Annotated in this window: 19 protein-coding genes; 11 read left to right on the forward strand and 8 right to left on the reverse strand. The window is 31.7% G+C overall.

Annotated elements, in window-relative coordinates; all coding sequences use genetic code 11:
* Positions 1–220: 220 nt before the first annotated feature.
* Positions 221–1,240, reverse strand: coding sequence for a hypothetical protein (locus tag AAGU22_RS16165; protein ID WP_458720118.1), 1,020 nt, complete (start codon positions 1,238–1,240; stop codon positions 221–223).
* Between the two features lie 196 nt (positions 1,241–1,436).
* Here AAGU22_RS16165 and AAGU22_RS16170 point away from each other — a divergent pair, with 196 nt between their 5' ends.
* The 4 genes from AAGU22_RS16170 (at position 1,437) to tgtA (ending at position 4,317) form a co-directional block, all read left to right on the forward strand.
* Positions 1,437–1,619 (forward strand): hypothetical protein, encoded by a 183-nt coding sequence (locus AAGU22_RS16170; protein ID WP_458720119.1) that lies wholly within the window; start codon positions 1,437–1,439, stop codon positions 1,617–1,619.
* A 63-nt stretch (positions 1,620–1,682) separates the two neighbouring features.
* Positions 1,683–2,258 (forward strand): adenylate kinase family protein, encoded by a 576-nt coding sequence (locus AAGU22_RS16175; protein WP_458720120.1) that lies wholly within the window; start codon positions 1,683–1,685, stop codon positions 2,256–2,258.
* A gap of 56 nt (positions 2,259–2,314) precedes the next feature.
* Positions 2,315–2,728, forward strand: coding sequence for an Lsm family RNA-binding protein (locus AAGU22_RS16180; RefSeq protein ID WP_458720121.1), 414 nt, complete (start codon positions 2,315–2,317; stop codon positions 2,726–2,728).
* Positions 2,729–2,742: 14 nt separating this feature from the next.
* Complete coding sequence (gene tgtA, locus AAGU22_RS16185) at positions 2,743–4,317, forward strand: tRNA guanosine(15) transglycosylase TgtA (RefSeq protein ID WP_458720122.1); 1,575 nt, start codon at positions 2,743–2,745, stop codon at positions 4,315–4,317.
* A 64-nt stretch (positions 4,318–4,381) separates the two neighbouring features.
* Here tgtA and AAGU22_RS16190 read toward each other — a convergent pair whose 3' ends face one another.
* Positions 4,382–5,044, reverse strand: coding sequence for a proteasome subunit beta (locus AAGU22_RS16190; protein WP_196817584.1), 663 nt, complete (start codon positions 5,042–5,044; stop codon positions 4,382–4,384).
* A 95-nt stretch (positions 5,045–5,139) separates the two neighbouring features.
* On the opposite strand from AAGU22_RS16190, the gene leuC reads away from it, so the two are divergent.
* The 3 genes from leuC (at position 5,140) to AAGU22_RS16205 (ending at position 7,615) form a co-directional block, all read left to right on the forward strand.
* Entirely contained in the window at positions 5,140–6,555 is a 1,416-nt protein-coding gene (leuC, locus tag AAGU22_RS16195) for a 3-isopropylmalate dehydratase large subunit (protein WP_458720123.1), read from the forward strand.
* A complete protein-coding gene (gene leuD / locus AAGU22_RS16200; RefSeq protein ID WP_458721809.1) occupies positions 6,536–7,195 on the forward strand; it encodes a 3-isopropylmalate dehydratase small subunit in 660 nt (219 codons plus the stop codon). The genes leuC and leuD overlap by 20 nt, the downstream gene beginning before the upstream one ends.
* Before the next feature lie 213 nt (positions 7,196–7,408).
* Positions 7,409–7,615 carry a hypothetical protein gene (locus AAGU22_RS16205; protein WP_458720124.1) on the forward strand — a complete coding sequence of 69 codons (207 nt, stop codon included), beginning with the start codon at positions 7,409–7,411 and terminating at the stop codon, positions 7,613–7,615.
* Positions 7,616–7,634: 19 nt separating this feature from the next.
* Here the strand turns inward: AAGU22_RS16205 and AAGU22_RS16210 are convergent, their stop codons facing one another.
* A complete protein-coding gene (locus AAGU22_RS16210; RefSeq protein WP_458720125.1) occupies positions 7,635–8,270 on the reverse strand; it encodes a PsbP-related protein in 636 nt (211 codons plus the stop codon).
* 131 nt (positions 8,271–8,401) lie between these two features.
* On the opposite strand from AAGU22_RS16210, the gene AAGU22_RS16215 reads away from it, so the two are divergent.
* A complete protein-coding gene (locus AAGU22_RS16215; protein ID WP_458720126.1) occupies positions 8,402–9,046 on the forward strand; it encodes a translation initiation factor IF-6 in 645 nt (214 codons plus the stop codon).
* Positions 9,047–9,145: 99 nt separating this feature from the next.
* Here the strand turns inward: AAGU22_RS16215 and AAGU22_RS16220 are convergent, their stop codons facing one another.
* The 3 genes from AAGU22_RS16220 to AAGU22_RS16230 form a co-directional block, all read right to left on the reverse strand.
* Positions 9,146–9,442, reverse strand: coding sequence for a hypothetical protein (locus AAGU22_RS16220; RefSeq protein ID WP_458720127.1), 297 nt, complete (start codon positions 9,440–9,442; stop codon positions 9,146–9,148).
* 19 nt (positions 9,443–9,461) lie between these two features.
* Positions 9,462–9,767 (reverse strand): hypothetical protein, encoded by a 306-nt coding sequence (locus tag AAGU22_RS16225; protein WP_458720072.1) that lies wholly within the window; start codon positions 9,765–9,767, stop codon positions 9,462–9,464.
* A gap of 82 nt (positions 9,768–9,849) precedes the next feature.
* Positions 9,850–10,161 carry a hypothetical protein gene (locus AAGU22_RS16230; RefSeq protein WP_458720128.1) on the reverse strand — a complete coding sequence of 104 codons (312 nt, stop codon included), beginning with the start codon at positions 10,159–10,161 and terminating at the stop codon, positions 9,850–9,852.
* A 380-nt stretch (positions 10,162–10,541) separates the two neighbouring features.
* On the opposite strand from AAGU22_RS16230, the gene AAGU22_RS16235 reads away from it, so the two are divergent.
* Entirely contained in the window at positions 10,542–10,781 is a 240-nt protein-coding gene (locus AAGU22_RS16235) for a hypothetical protein (RefSeq protein WP_458720129.1), read from the forward strand.
* A gap of 158 nt (positions 10,782–10,939) precedes the next feature.
* Here AAGU22_RS16235 and AAGU22_RS16240 read toward each other — a convergent pair whose 3' ends face one another.
* Positions 10,940–11,260: a hypothetical protein gene (locus AAGU22_RS16240; protein WP_458720130.1), complete on the reverse strand. Its 321-nt coding sequence runs from the start codon at positions 11,258–11,260 to the stop codon at positions 10,940–10,942.
* A 675-nt stretch (positions 11,261–11,935) separates the two neighbouring features.
* Between AAGU22_RS16240 and AAGU22_RS16245 the strand changes: the two genes are divergently transcribed.
* On the forward strand, positions 11,936–12,868 hold the full coding sequence (locus AAGU22_RS16245) for a hypothetical protein (protein WP_458720131.1): 933 nt from the start codon (positions 11,936–11,938) through the stop codon (positions 12,866–12,868).
* Positions 12,869–13,854: 986 nt separating this feature from the next.
* Here AAGU22_RS16245 and AAGU22_RS16250 read toward each other — a convergent pair.
* A complete protein-coding gene (locus AAGU22_RS16250) occupies positions 13,855–14,040 on the reverse strand; it encodes a hypothetical protein (protein ID WP_458720132.1) in 186 nt (61 codons plus the stop codon).
* Positions 14,041–14,617: 577 nt separating this feature from the next.
* Here AAGU22_RS16250 and tmk point away from each other — a divergent pair.
* Positions 14,618–15,328 (forward strand): dTMP kinase, encoded by a 711-nt coding sequence (gene tmk / locus AAGU22_RS16255; RefSeq protein WP_458720133.1) that lies wholly within the window; start codon positions 14,618–14,620, stop codon positions 15,326–15,328.
* Position 15,329: the final 1 nt, after the last annotated feature.

The following is a 15,329-nucleotide window of genomic DNA, read 5'->3' on the forward strand; positions in this document are numbered from 1 at the left end:
AGGACACAAGGAAAAAATCAAGAGTATTATTTCAACGTGGACGGATACAAACATGTGAGATTTTTGTTGCCTGATTTAACGAATATTTTGAATAACTAGATAATTATGAGAAAGTCGAGTAGAGAATAGCCACATAAACTTTGACTAATTTTATTGAGGATTGGACAAATAATAGTGAAAAAATTTAAAAGGAATTGATTAAAAGTAAGAATAATTACTATTAATCAAAACTAAAGTCTATTCCACTGTCTCTTATGGTGTCTTCTATGGAGTCCATCATGCTGCCTCCACCATCGTTATCATTGTTGTCACCATCATCATTACTGTTATCATCATTATTCTCCTCGTCATTCCTGTTACTGTTATCATCATTACTGTTATCATCATTATTCTCCTCGTCATTCCTGTTACTGTTATCATCATTACTGTTATCATCATTATTCTCCTCGTCATTCCTGTTACTGTTATCATCATTATTCTCCTCGTCTTCATTAGTGGTAGCAACATCTGTAGCATCAGTTGTGGGGACGTCTGTACCGGCAGTAGATGCACTCACCTGTCCTGGACTGCTTCCTGCTATCTTACAACATATTGGACCATTTCCTGTATCTTGATTGAATTGTTGAATTTGTGCAAAAGGTTGTAATCCACCTGATGCTGCCTGACTCATATTACCACTATTTGTCGTTGAATTTGAAGACTCTAACATCATGTTATAGCTAGATAACTGTGCTTGTGTAAAGTTAGTAGCTGTAATATTTACAGAGTAAAATGCTTGTAATGTTTGTGGACCATCTAAACAAAGAATCTTAGATGTTATTTTGTTGTTTCCTTCATTGATGTTTGTATAATTGCTTGCTACTGTGTATTGCCAGTTAGAATAATCATTGTCTCCTTGAACACCTGTAGGATTAACATTCTGATAGGGTTTTACATTATTTATGATGACAGAAACATCACAATCTGATGTTACATTATCCTTTGAAACTCCTTTGATTACTAGTGAATTGTTTGAATTTAATGGGACTAGATCTCCTTTATCTGGAGAAATTATCTTTACACCGCCTGAAAGCTTTGTAATATTTGATACTGTGTCAGAAACAGTGGGAACAGAAGAGTTTGTCGTACTTGCCGAAGTATTTTGCTGTGCTAATACTTGGATGTTTGCATTATAGTTGATGTTTGATAATAATAATACTATCAATAGTCCTGAAAAAATAATACCAAGCCTTTTTATCATGATTATTTTGATATTTATATGTATATTAAAGTTTGATTAGATTTTTCTATATGATAAAAACTATTGATGTGTTCTTATTACTGTTCTTATTAAGGTAAGCCTTTCCCTAATCTCATCTCCCTCTCACACGTGATCTGTTCTTTTCTTAAATCGATTACACCATAAACTTTAACAATTCCGAAATAACATTATCGACGTGGAAGAAAATACTGACAGAAATCAAAAGACTCTGCTTACTTTCTCAAACATCCAATACTTGGTTGAGGGTTTAGACGTATTACTCCATACAAATCTAGATGGTGATAAAAGGACAAAAGTAATAAAATTAAGAGATGATCTTAGAGATTACATCAATAATTTCTTCAATGAATATTCTTAGAACCATGTTTAATTCCTTCTTTAGATTGAAAAATTAAGAATATGATACAATGGTAATAGTATTTTGAAAATAGTACTTTCTGGAACACCTGGTGTTGGCAAACACACCATCGCTACAATCCTCTCATCTTTGTTTGATAAAGTACCCATTGTTGACATTAATAAGATAATTTTATCTGAAAACTTTTTAATTTCTTCCCAAAGAGGCAATCATGATGTAGATATTCAAAAGTCATTTGACTTTTTGACTTTGTTGCTTTCTAAGAAAGAATATCAAGATAGTATCATTGTTGGACATCTTGCACCTTATGTAATAGATCCGCTGTTAGTAGACCTTGTGGTAATATTAAGAAGGTCGCCATACGAGCTAAGAAAAATATATGAAGACAGATCATATTCACAAACTAAAATTAGTGACAATATGGTTGCTGAGATCTTGGGCATAATATCTTATGATGCATTAAAAAACTTTGAGTTTTCCAAACTTTCTGAATTAGAGATCGCAACTAGTATTTTACCGTCCTTATCGGCTCAAAAGATTGTCGATATGTATGGGGATAGGAAGCAAAGAGTTTTCGGAAACATAGATTGGTTGCCACTTATCCAAAATGACACGGATATGTTGAAATTTTTGAATTAAACCTAATTTGAACTGACTTCATATATATATACCTTAAGACATTATCCAAGAGGATAATGTCTGCTTTAATTTCAAGAAGATTTGCTGAAGAAAGTGTACAATTTTTAGGAAAAAAAGTTTCAATTGAGACTTCAGACAATAAAACTTATGCCGGTATTTTGACTGGTTTAAACGAAAAATTTGACTTAATATTGGACCATGTAGAATCTCAACAAATCCAAAAATTAATGATAAACGGTTTATTCGTTAAAGAGGTAAAGCTCTTAGAGAGGCCATTTGATTTGAAAGCTCTTTCTGAAAGGTTATCAAGAGTATTCCCTGGATTAGTAAAGATTCGAGAGGACGTAGGTGCAATCATTGTAATGGACAAAATTAAGGTGACCGAATCTGGAATCGAGGAAGGATCTGGTTTGGCTGCTTCACGTGTAAAAGCGATTTACGATGAATTCCTTAGGGAGTCCAAGAATTAATCTTGGTATTTGAGGTGAAATGTACTGATTTAGCTGCTCGGATCGGTAAATTAACCACTCCTCATGGTTCTTTTGAAACTCCTTCGTTTATACCTGTAATTCATCCAGTCAAACAACAAATCAGTCCAAGTTTTTTAAAAAGTCTTGGCTTTGAATGTATAATAACAAATGCCTATATCGCTTTCAAATTTTATGGTGAAAAGGCCGAAAAACAGGGAATTCATCAAATCGTTAATTTTGACGGTCCTATCATGACAGATTCAGGAGGTTACCAAGTGCTCGAATACGGTAAAGTCAACGTAACACCTTCAATAATGGCCCAATTTGAACTTGATATTGGTAGTGATATTCCCGTTCCATTAGATAAACCAACAGGCTATGGTTTGCCTTATAATACGGCAAAATCCTATGTAAATGAAACTATTTCAAATATAGATGAAACAATCGATGTCATACGAAAAAGTAGAACTTACCAGAATGGGGATAATAGCAATGATGATATTTTATCATCAAAAGGTGAAATATGGACTGGAACAATTCAGGGAGCTGAACATTTTGATCTCGTACGGTATTCCGCCTCACTCTTAGATAAAAAGGGTTTTTCATTTTTTGCAATTGGTAGCCCGGTTGAACTGATGGAAGCTTATGAGTTTTCTACACTTGCTCGACTTATAGAAGCTACCAAATTATCTATACCAAACAAACCTATCCATTTATTTGGTGCAGGTCATCCATTAACAATACCTCTTGCTGTTGCATTAGGTTGCGATACATTTGATTCTGCATCGTATATCTTGTATGCAAAAGCTAATCGTTATATGAGTTCTTCAGGAACACTGAGATTAGAAGATCTCTCGTATTTGCCCTGCTGCTGTCCTGTTTGCTGCGATTATTCAGTTCAAGAATTGATCGATGAAATCCCACAAACCAGAATTATTAATCTTGCTAAACATAATTTGTATATTCTAAAACAGGAGATGTCTGCAGTAAAGCAATCAATTTACGATGGTAGGCTTTGGGAATACGTGCTGCAAAAAGCAAGATCTCATCCCAAATTAATGGATGCAATTCATACAATTAAGAATTTTGAATATATTCAGCAAAATACTCCGGTCTTTAAGCAAAAAGCAATCTATTTGTTTGAACCAATAGATCAGTTTAGACCAGAACTAAAAAATTATCGCAATATGCTAATTGATAACTACAAATCTCCAAATAATAATATCTTACTTTTATATCCAGATCAGGGGATAAGGCCTTTTTATTCCTCCTCTGTATTACGAAAACTTTCCAGTACTTTTCCGGAGGCTTCAATTTGTCTTTATAATCCTTTTTTTGGCTTGATTCCGGTTGAAATATCAGATATTTATCCAACATCTCATAATATATTTACAAAACACTTTGACGAATATGATCCTAAAAGTTATACTGAATTCCTGAAATTATTAAACTCCTTCCTAAAAAATAATACTTTTAAATCAATTCATATAATTGCTAATAAGTTCATTAAAAGATTACTACCTATTATTGAAATCCCAAAGGAGACCGAAGTCATAATTGAAGATTTTATTGGTTATAAATTAGATTAAGTTAGAATAAATTTAATGATTTTTGTTTTTGTTTTTATTTTATGACTATATTACAATAAAATGATTAAAATTTAGCACCGACGCTATCTTTAATTTCCTTAGATAATTCTGTATATCCGTTTTTATCTATTATTACCGCATTTATGCTGTCTCCAGTACCTGCATTTCTTCTAATTGCTGCTGCAATGGCTTGAATTGCTACTTTATAAGCTTCATTTACGCTCATTCCTTCCTTAAATTCTGACTCTAAATATCCATATGCAACAGGGGACCCACTACCAGTTGAAATAAAACTTTCCGTAGTCATCGAACCGAATAAATCTATATTATAGATTTGTCCTTTTTGCTGACGAAAATCAAATCCTCCCATGATAATCTGAACATAAAAGGGAAAATATCTTTGATTAAATAGAATGTTAGAACATAACCTTGCAGCGGAACTGACTGGAATTGGCTCTTTTTTAGACAATCTGTATATATTTGAGTTGTATCTCATTGTATCAACTAGATTTTGGGCGTCTGCAACACCACCTGCAATTGTCATACCTAAATGATTATCCACTTTTTGTATTTTCATTACATGCCTATCTGCAATAAATAATCCTGCACTTGCTCTTGTATCTGCAGCTAATACTACACCATCACTACAGGTAAGAGCACAAGTAGTTGTTCCCTTTTTAATCTGATCTAAAATTTGTTGAGGATATCGATCATCATTAACATGCATTTATATCAAATGATAAAAGACTACATTTAAGCATTGTTAATTCTCAATTAATTATAAAATAATTATTATAGTCGTTTTGTTATTATATATTATAGTTGGCACAAACTCTATACGACAAGATTTGGGATAATCACCTAGTATATTCTGATGAAAGTAGTAATTTGTCCCTTTTATACATTGATAGGCATTATGTGCATGAAGTAACTTCGCCTCAAGCTTTTGATGGCCTTAGGATTAATGAGAGAAATGTTAGAAGACCCGATCTTACATTTGCTACTGTAGATCATAACGTTCCCACTACTAACAGATCCTTGCCCATTGTGGATCAAATCTCATCGTTACAAATACAAGCATTAAAAAATAATTGTAAAGAATTCGGAATAAGACTTTTTGATATTCATGATAAGTATCAAGGGATAGTTCATGTAATCGGTCCAGAATTGGGATTGACACTTCCCGGTAGTACGATTGTTTGTGGCGATAGCCATACCTCCACTCATGGGGCATTCGGATCCCTGGCTTTTGGTATAGGTACCAGTGAAGTAGAACATGTATTGGCTACTCAATGTCTATGGATGAAAAAGTCAAAAAATTTTGAAATAGTTTTGAATGGCGGTTTAAAGCAAAACCAGGCTATATCGTCTAAAGATGTTATATTAAACATTATTAGAAAAATAGGTACATCTGGTGGTTCAGGATCAGTGATTGAATACAAGGGAAACTACATTTCATCCCTCACAATGGAAAAACGCATGACTATTTGTAATATGTCTATCGAAGCAGGTGCTCGAGCGGGTCTAGTTGCTCCAGATGAAATTACTTTTAAATATTTAAGGGGAAAAGTCTATTCTCCCAAAAATGAATTATTTGATCAACAAATAGACAATTGGAAGAATCTCCGATCTGATAACGGAGCGCAATACGATAAGACTTTCTCTATTGATATCGATAATCTTGCTCCTCAAGTTACTTGGGGTATTAATCCAGCTATGACTATCGATGTGGACTCTGCAATTCCCTCTCCTGATGAATATTCTAACGGAAATGATGATGAAAAAAAATCTGCTATTAAGGCCCTCGAATACATGAATTTGAAACCCGGTTTACCAATTACTGATATTTCAGTGGATCGAGTTTTTATCGGTTCTTGCACAAATGCAAGATTAGAAGATTTAATCGAAGCTTCTAATGCAGTGAAAGGGAAAAAAGTATCTTCTACTGTTAAAGCAATGGTCGTTCCGGGATCACAACAGGTAAAAATTGCTGCCGAAAAATTGGGATTGGATAAAATTTTTATGAATGCTGGTTTTGAATGGAGAGAGCCTGGCTGCAGTATGTGCTTAGGAATGAATCCTGATATACTTCAAGCAGGTGAAAGGTGTGCTAGCACTTCCAATAGAAATTTCGAAGGACGCCAAGGTACAGGGGGACGTACTCACCTTGTTAGTCCTTTGATGGCTGCGGCCGCTGCAATAGCCGGAAAGTTTGTTGATGTTAGAGAATGGGTTTAAGTTTGATTTATTACAGATAAAAATTATAGGTGTATTTATGGAACCTTTTAAGAATCTGACAAGTAAGGTAGTTCCGCTTGATATTGCGAATATTGATACAGATCAAATTATTCCAAAACAATTCTTAAAACTTTTGGGTAAAACTGGATACGGTGAATATTTATTTTTTAATTGGCGTTATGATAAACAAGGTTTACCATTAAAGGATTTTGTATTGAACTCTCCTCTATATAGTGGAAGACAGATTCTATTAACGCGTGAAAATTTTGGTATAGGAAGCTCAAGAGAACATGCGGTATGGGCACTTAAGGATTATGGCTTCAAAGTAATCCTTGGGGTATCTTTTGCAGATATTTTTTACAATAATTGTTCTAAAAATGGTGTTTTGGTCATCAAAATGGACAAGAATACAATCGAAGATTTCTTTTCCTCCAAAATAAACGACAACTTTGAAATAGATTTGATACAACAACAAATTAAGATAAATTCTCAAGTCTTTGATTTTGATATTGACCCTACATTAAAAAATTATTTGGTAAATGGATTAGATGAAATTTCTAAAACTCTAGAACTGAAAAATCATATCAAGCAATATGAGAATAAAAATAAAGTTTCTGTAGAATCCGAAAGTATGATATAAAAACATTCAGATAAAATACTATAGAAAAAAAAATAGTTGATTTTACAAAGGGTAAATCTAATTAAATTTATTACTGTAACGATTGAAGAGTTTCTTATAAGATATATAACTACTATTTTTTAAGATATGAAAATAATTACATCAAAATTGACTCTTTTAATCATACTGTCGACAATTATTGTTGTTAGTAGTTTGACGATTTCACAGACTAGTATGGCTGCAAATATTGATGAAAATTCTGTATCTTTACATCCTATTTCTGCACAAAATCTTGATACCCATTCTGATTCAAATCAATATCCTACCTCTTTTGTTTGGTCTAACCCCAGTACTTCTAAAATGACTGATGTTTTGACTGCTAGTTTTACAAATATTCTTGATACCCAAATTTATACCGGTTTAGACAAGATTACAAACTAGCAAAACACCCCCTTTTTTTTTAGATTGACAAATGAATGCTCATAAGCATCTTGTCAAAAATCGATGCGTATTTGTCGAATTCCTTTTGCTCAGCTAGAAGGGAAAAAATATAAATATTATTGTTAATAGTCAAAAAAATCTGTTTAGTTTTAAACAAAAAACCTGCATTTTCAAAGCTGTATGTTATGCTATCAGCTGTTTTGTTTATGCTATCAATATGTATAGTGGATATATTGTCAAATCTAAATCCCTGATTCTGGTCTACAAGTTTCTGAACTATATCTTGTGTATTGATGCTTTCGTTGATTGTAAAGTTATTTTTTGGAATCATAATATTCACGACAATGTTTTCTTGAAAGGGATCTTTGGGGCTTTCTTTCGGTGATAGAAATACTATTATGTCATTGGTCTGATTTTCGTTATTCTTTTTATCTTCAACAATCTTCCAATTTGTCGGATATGCTATGCTTAGTGTGTTATCATCAGTTGTATAATTTGACCAGAAAATTTCTTGGGCTAATGCTTTATTCACCGAAAACAATGAGAGATCCTGTGTGGTTTCTATTAGGCTATTGTGGCCGAACCAACTAAACAAAAACAAGAGTAATACACATGGTAATGCGAAAATTATAGTGTTGACCTTCCTAATAGACATGCTAAATTCTATTACCATATTATAAATAGTATTTTTTACATTTCTATTTATTATTATATTAAATTTTAATCAATAGGTTCATATGATAACCTACCTATGTTCTAAATTATTTGGGTATTTTTAGGTATGACTTGTATAAAAGTCCTAATGTAGGTATATTTGCAAAATCTAACGATAAAATAGTATTACTTCCACATGGTTATGCTGAGACGAAGTTAAAGAAAATAACGGATATTTTAGAAGTGGATCCAATTTTTGTTTCTATAGCAGGAAATAGAATAATTGGTCCTATGGTGGTCCTAAATAATAATGGGATGCTACTGCCTTCAACAGCGTCAGAGGATGAGGTACTACATCTAAAACAAGTAACCGGATTGAATGTGTCCAAACTAGAATCAAAATTGACAGCTATAGGCAATCTAATATCCACTAATGATAAAGGAGCAATTGTGTCTCCATTATTTAAGAATGAATTTGACAAACAAATATGTGATGTTTTAGGAATAGAATCTCACACCATGTCTGTTGCTGATTTCAATCAAACTGGTTCGATGATTGTATCAACAAATGATGGTGCTGCGGTACATCCAAAGGCCACAGAGAAAGAGGTTGAAACTATTTCATCAGTTTTAAAGGTAGAGGTAGAGCCTTTAACCATCAATGGCGGTATTCCATATTTATCATCGGGGATTGTTTGGAACACTCGATCTTTGATTGTGGGTAATCTAACAACTGGACCAGAATTAATAATGTTGAGTAGGGCGTTTAAAATGTAGTATTTTTAACGTTAGGTTGACTTGTTCTAATAAATCAAATTTAAAGTAACTCATTTATTTGTAGTTTTAGAAGATGATGAGTAGATACGCTCTGTTAACTTAAGGATGAATCTTCTCCTCGTTATGGTAATTGACAAACAGATTCAACCAGTTCCGTACATGATTTAGTTTGCAATTCTTTATTTTGCATGGAAAGTAATCATCAAAACTTTCAGTTCGATCTTTGATATACTGCATAGTTCTTTCAATTAGACTTTTCTCAAACGAAGAATGGATGCGGTGTTTTAGTTTTAGGAACCCACATGCTTGTGGATACCATGTGCCACCATCTGTGGAAACTGGATGTTTTCCATGATTCTTTATTACATCTGAGATGAGCCTCTCAGCAACAAACATGTTTCTTTCCTTGGATTTATTAGCTAAGAAAGAGTGCGAGAATTTGCCTATTTTCTGGTTCGATTGCTACCCATAACCAGATGAATTCAAATCCAACTTTAAGCAATGTCTCGTCGATGATAAATTCTGAAATCCTTTTTCTCTTTGATAATATCTTTTTAGGATGATACTTTTGAATCCACTTCCAGATTGCAACATGACTTCTCTTGACCTTGCGGAAACAAAACATGGCTTTAGCAACGTTTCTTGTCGACAAACCTAGAAAGTACAAATACAATGCACGACCAATATATGATGAAGATGTTTTATTTCTTGTACTGGACATACTGGAAATAGACCATCTTTAAGCTATAGATTTATCGTTAAGTTAACAGAGCCCGTAGATACCTCGTCATCTTTAAATCTAATTAACTACTGAATTTCTTTATACTTTTGAGGATGTTCTTGGATGCTTTTTTAATACCTTTTAATTCCTTTAGAACTTCTTTTTCGTAATATGAGAGCTGTTCTTTTTCTTTATTGTCTGATTCTGTTAAAATAGAACTTGATAGGCTTATACTATCCTTTTTTGTAGAATCAACTGCATCCTTATTTTCCTTTTTGATTTTACTAGTATCTACATTTTTTTTATTGTTTTTTGTAGAATCAACTGCATCCTTATTTTCCTTTTTGATTTTACTAGTATCTACATTTTTTTTATTATTACTACCATTTGTCATACTAGTGTATAATCCACCCTCATAATAAATATCTTAATTATTTTGGTTTTTATCGAATTTTACAATGATTATTTCAAAAACATATGATTTGAAAATGAAACTAACCATATTCTTCCAAATTAACTTTGTGATTTTAGTACAGGTACTCAATTCATCCTGGTAGCATATTGCAATATTACACATGAACTAAATTTACAAGAAGCGTTCTCAGGATCCATGCGGATGTTTGCACTAGAAAATAATTGAAACATTGACTAAAAGTTAACTATCCAAAGAAGAGGTGGGAATTCTTTGATCTATATGTCAATAGATCAGATATGTAAAATATTGATATAGATATAGACTATATACAACATAACTATAAGAAATGGAAACTATGTATGAACATGAATCCACAAATGCTCATGGACTTTGAACTTGAAAAATTAAGAGAATTAAAAGATAATTACAAATGGATTTATTCAAATTATGAAGTTTTTAAGAGAAATTATAAGAATCAATTTATTGCAATAAAAGATAAAGAACATCTGGATAATGACATTGATCTTGAAACATTATTACAAAGATTAAAAAAGAATAATTTCAATGGACCTATTGCGATTGAGTATATTTACGGTTAATTCCTCTACTTTACTATACTTTACTTTATAAAAGTACAAAGTTAGTTAATAAATCAACAATTTTACATGATCTAAAGTTTTTATGATTATACGTATTTATTATTAGATATCATCAAAGAATAATACCTGTTGTCATATTCCCTATTTATTCTCACATACTAATTACAAATTTGTGTTTTGGGTTTTTGGTTGATACGAGAGTAATAATTATCACTGTATACTACATCTTCTCTTGGAATAATCAGTTCCTTCACTGATACTATGGCTGGTGACAAATCAATAACATATTTTCTATTACAATTAATGTTATATACGGATGTGTATTCAAATTTTCCTGTTTTCTCAAATGTTATTTCATGTCCATGAATATCCATATAACTTTCATTCAGGATTTCGGATATCTTTAGATTTAATCCGTCAGTCATTTTTTTCATTTTTTTTCTCGTCTGATTACTATTTACTTCTGGCATTATTATCATGTTTCAATATAATGTCCGTAGACTAGAAGATGGTAATGGATTTCATTTCAATTTACTTATATACATCTAGTTTCTTAGAAGGATTAGTATCGTTATTTTCTCCTGTTATACTAAGGCCTCTAGTCATTTCTTTCTTTGACCCGCTACTGGCGTAAACCCAATCTACTACTCTCTTTCTGTATTTGGTTGATCCTATTTGTTATACAATTCTTTAGTAGCGGATTATACCTTTGTTTCTAATTTTTATTATTTGTGTTTTATAACGAATGTATATAGATCGACCTTATTAGCTATCGGCTATCAGTTCATCTATTGGTTAATAGAATCATTTACCATGTGATCAATTCATCTAGATTCTTAAAAATGAAAAATAATGAAAATCTGAATTGTTGACGAAATAAGTCATAAAACTTTAAATAAAAATATTATTCGATTTAAATCAAAAACAAGAGTGACTCCAATCCCTTGTAGTCCTATTTTATTTTATACAGAATGGGAGTAGTTTTTAATGATGATGTCTACCACTCTGACATCTCACCCTGTTGTTACTTTGAATTATCAATGCTAAATCCATATTTTCAAGACTTTTCGTTGTGTTTATATAAATATGATAAAGGAACTATATAGATCTATATCAACTATAATGTATAAATATAAGTATTATTACTTAAAAAGATGACAAGCAAATCAACTACATCGTCCTTACAACTTATTCAGCCTTACATGGAAAATTTTCAAGAAAATTTTGCAGACATAAAGAGTAAAAGTAATTCATATTCAAAAACCAATACTGAGAAAGATTTTTTCGATTTAAACCACGATATAAAAAAATTGGAATATAACCAGTTGGTTTTTCCTAAGAAGATTAGAAATCAAAAAAGCCTTAAAACAATGAGGAAGATCTCTAAATCATTATCAAAAATTGAAAGAGAGCTGAGAGCATATGATTTAGTCGACAAGGAGATTTTAAATAAAAAGGGATCAGGGGGGGACCAAAATTATATAAAGTATTTTGAAAATACACTTAAAGTAAGAAAACAAAATCTGTTATCAAAATCAAATAATATAATTCAAAAAATCGAATCTGTTAATCTATCCATAATAGATATACCGTTTGATGACAAATCTTTACATAAAAGAACAAAAAAGTTGTCTTCTAATGTAGATAAACTAACAAAAGGAATTGGAAAGAGAGTCATGAAGTTTGATACGGATAATATTATCGTGCCTAAAAATAATAATATTTCAAAAAATATATTCAAACTACAAAAAAGATGCGAGAAATTAAAATTAACTCTGGACACTTTAACTCATCTCCCACAACAATCTGATATAAGAGGTGGAGGATATCAGGATACCAATAACGTCGTCATAAAGAATTGTAACAAGATACACCGAATACTTCAAGACATTAATAATATTAACTATGCTACAAGTTTACTTAGACAAGCAGGGTCGGAACATTATTTGATGAAGGCGGTTGATAAAATAAATGATGATTTACAAGAGAAGCAAAGACAGTTTATCGATATGTGTAAGCACTTTTCGGAGACTAAAACCACACCCGTTAATGAAACAAAAGTAGATACCCAGCCAAAAAATGCTTAATTCTAACCTTAATTTCAACAATGTTTATTGGAACTTCTAAGGATTGAGAAAGTTTTGCAAAGATGTTTGTCATCTTTACAAGGCCTACAAAGATGAATATTCTAAAGGATATTATTCAGAGGGACATAAAAGATGTATAGAGTGTAATTTATTTTTGGATTGAGGTGGAATGAGGTGTCTTGTTGTGACCATGTTCTTAGGATAAAACCTCATAATAATCGATGTAAATCACGTTTATTAAAACTCGCTACTAGAATGTGATTTGGTAAACAACAACCATGATAAACTAGGGCACCACACTTTTAGTCAATTTAATTAGAAATCATTTCTCTATGTTTCAAAATCATAATTATATAAAGAATCAACTTTTCATTCAGAATTTGAATTATCAGAATGTAGTTGTTATCTCTTCATCAACCTTTCTCATGACTAATAAATAGGAAATATAAAAAGAAAAGGATATCAATGTTGAGAAACATTACATCTTATGCCCTGTAAAGGTAAATGCGCGAAAGAAAAACCTATAAAAGGCTCTTATAAAGATAATAGCGCTAATTCAAAATGTTCCATGTGTGGAATAAGATATTATTCTGATGCCCGTAGATGTTATTGTTGTAATTCATTATTAAGGAAGAGAAAATCAAGACATCATTCTTTAAGACTTAAAGAAGAGGCCAATTTGATAACGCGTTATTGATTAATTTATTTTTTTGACAATTTTTCAAGTTCCCTATGAATCTTGGATCAACTATGATATTCGATGTTAGTATTAATGAAATGAGATTCTATTTTTCCAAGATCTCTTTTAGTTAGAACAGAATTTATATCATAGTCTCAATTTTTTCTATGAAAATCTGGGGGTTGAATTCCGTCTGATTTGAGAGTGAGGTTAGTTTTGGCCGCTTAATGATGTTTTATAGCAGGCTTATTAGGAGAAACTGTAAAACGAATCAAATTATATTTTATTAATAAGAAAACCAGTGCTGTTAATCTAGTTCTGAACCACATCTAAAACATTTGAGATTTCCAACAATGTATTCACACATCTTAAAACCACATTTAATGCAGTCTATTTTATGTCTTCCATGACTTTCCTTTTCCTCTGATGAATCTTCGAGCTCTTCTAATCTGACATATTGAAACAACAAATTAGGAATGACAATGATTTTCATTCTAAAAATACTACTATTGAATGTCTTTTATTATTTGTTAACATGTTTTAGATGTTCTATATAGTTATGCTGTGAACAAAGTTAAGAACATTAGTCTAGTTAAATTCTAATGCCCGCATCCGTTTATGAATACTGCCTAGATACCTATGTCTATCATATTTGTGGTTATTAATACTAGAAAAAAAATCTTTATCTGCTCTTTCTTTGTCCATATATCTGAATAGAACTGAAGATGGTTATCTTAACTTTTTTTGATCAAAAGATAGTGATTTGATTATTACGAGAAATTCAAAGCAGGTATTATTTCCTTTTGAGATACGTACTCAGATTGCGATCGTAATTCAGGACGTCTTGTTTTTCTAAATTCTAAATTACTTTCTTTTGCACGTTCTAATTTTCAATAGAATAACAGTAACTATATATGATTCACTTAGAAAAACTTTGCAAAATATGTTCTATATATAATATTATCAAACACAATAAATACATCCAAAATTATGATAAGTTGAGAAGTAAAACTTTATGAGTATTAAAATGTTTATCGATTTTATGAAATTGTGCATTCGTGGTGATTGTAGTGCAAGTAATTGGAAATAATAATCCTAATAAAGTTAAGAACGACGATTCGGGAGTCCTTATTGTAGTTGAAGGAATTGACGGGTCAGGCAAATCTACGCAAATTCATTTGGTAGATAGATGGTTAAACTCTAAAGGATACGATGTTTTTTTTACAGAATGGAATTCTTCGGAGACCGTGAGAGAAATTACCTCCAAAGGGAAAAAAAAAGCAAGATTGACACCAATGACTTTTTCACTTTTACATTCAACCGATTTTGCTGACCGATATGAAAAAAATATTTATCCATTGTTAAGAGCTGGGTATATCGTTCTTGCAGATAGGTATATCTACACCGCCTTAGCTAGGGATACAGTAAGAGGGTGTGACAAATCTTGGGTGAGGAATATGTACAGTTATGCTCGAAAACCTGATCTAACTTTCTATTTCAGGGTACCAATCGAAACTGCGGTAAATAGAATTATTTCTGGAAGACCAAAGTTGAAACACTATGAAGCTGGGATGGATCTCGGATTGAGTAAAGATGAATATGAAAGCTATAGGATCTTTCAGGGAAGGATTGTTGATGAATATGAATCGATGGTTGACGACGAACATTTTATAGTAATTGACGGGACACTTGATATAGAAAAACAACAAAATAATGTAAGAAGACACGTCTTGAGGACATTGAAATTGAAAAATCAGATTCAAGGTCATATACTTGAATAAT

The organism is Candidatus Nitrosocosmicus sp. R, from assembly GCF_054408505.1.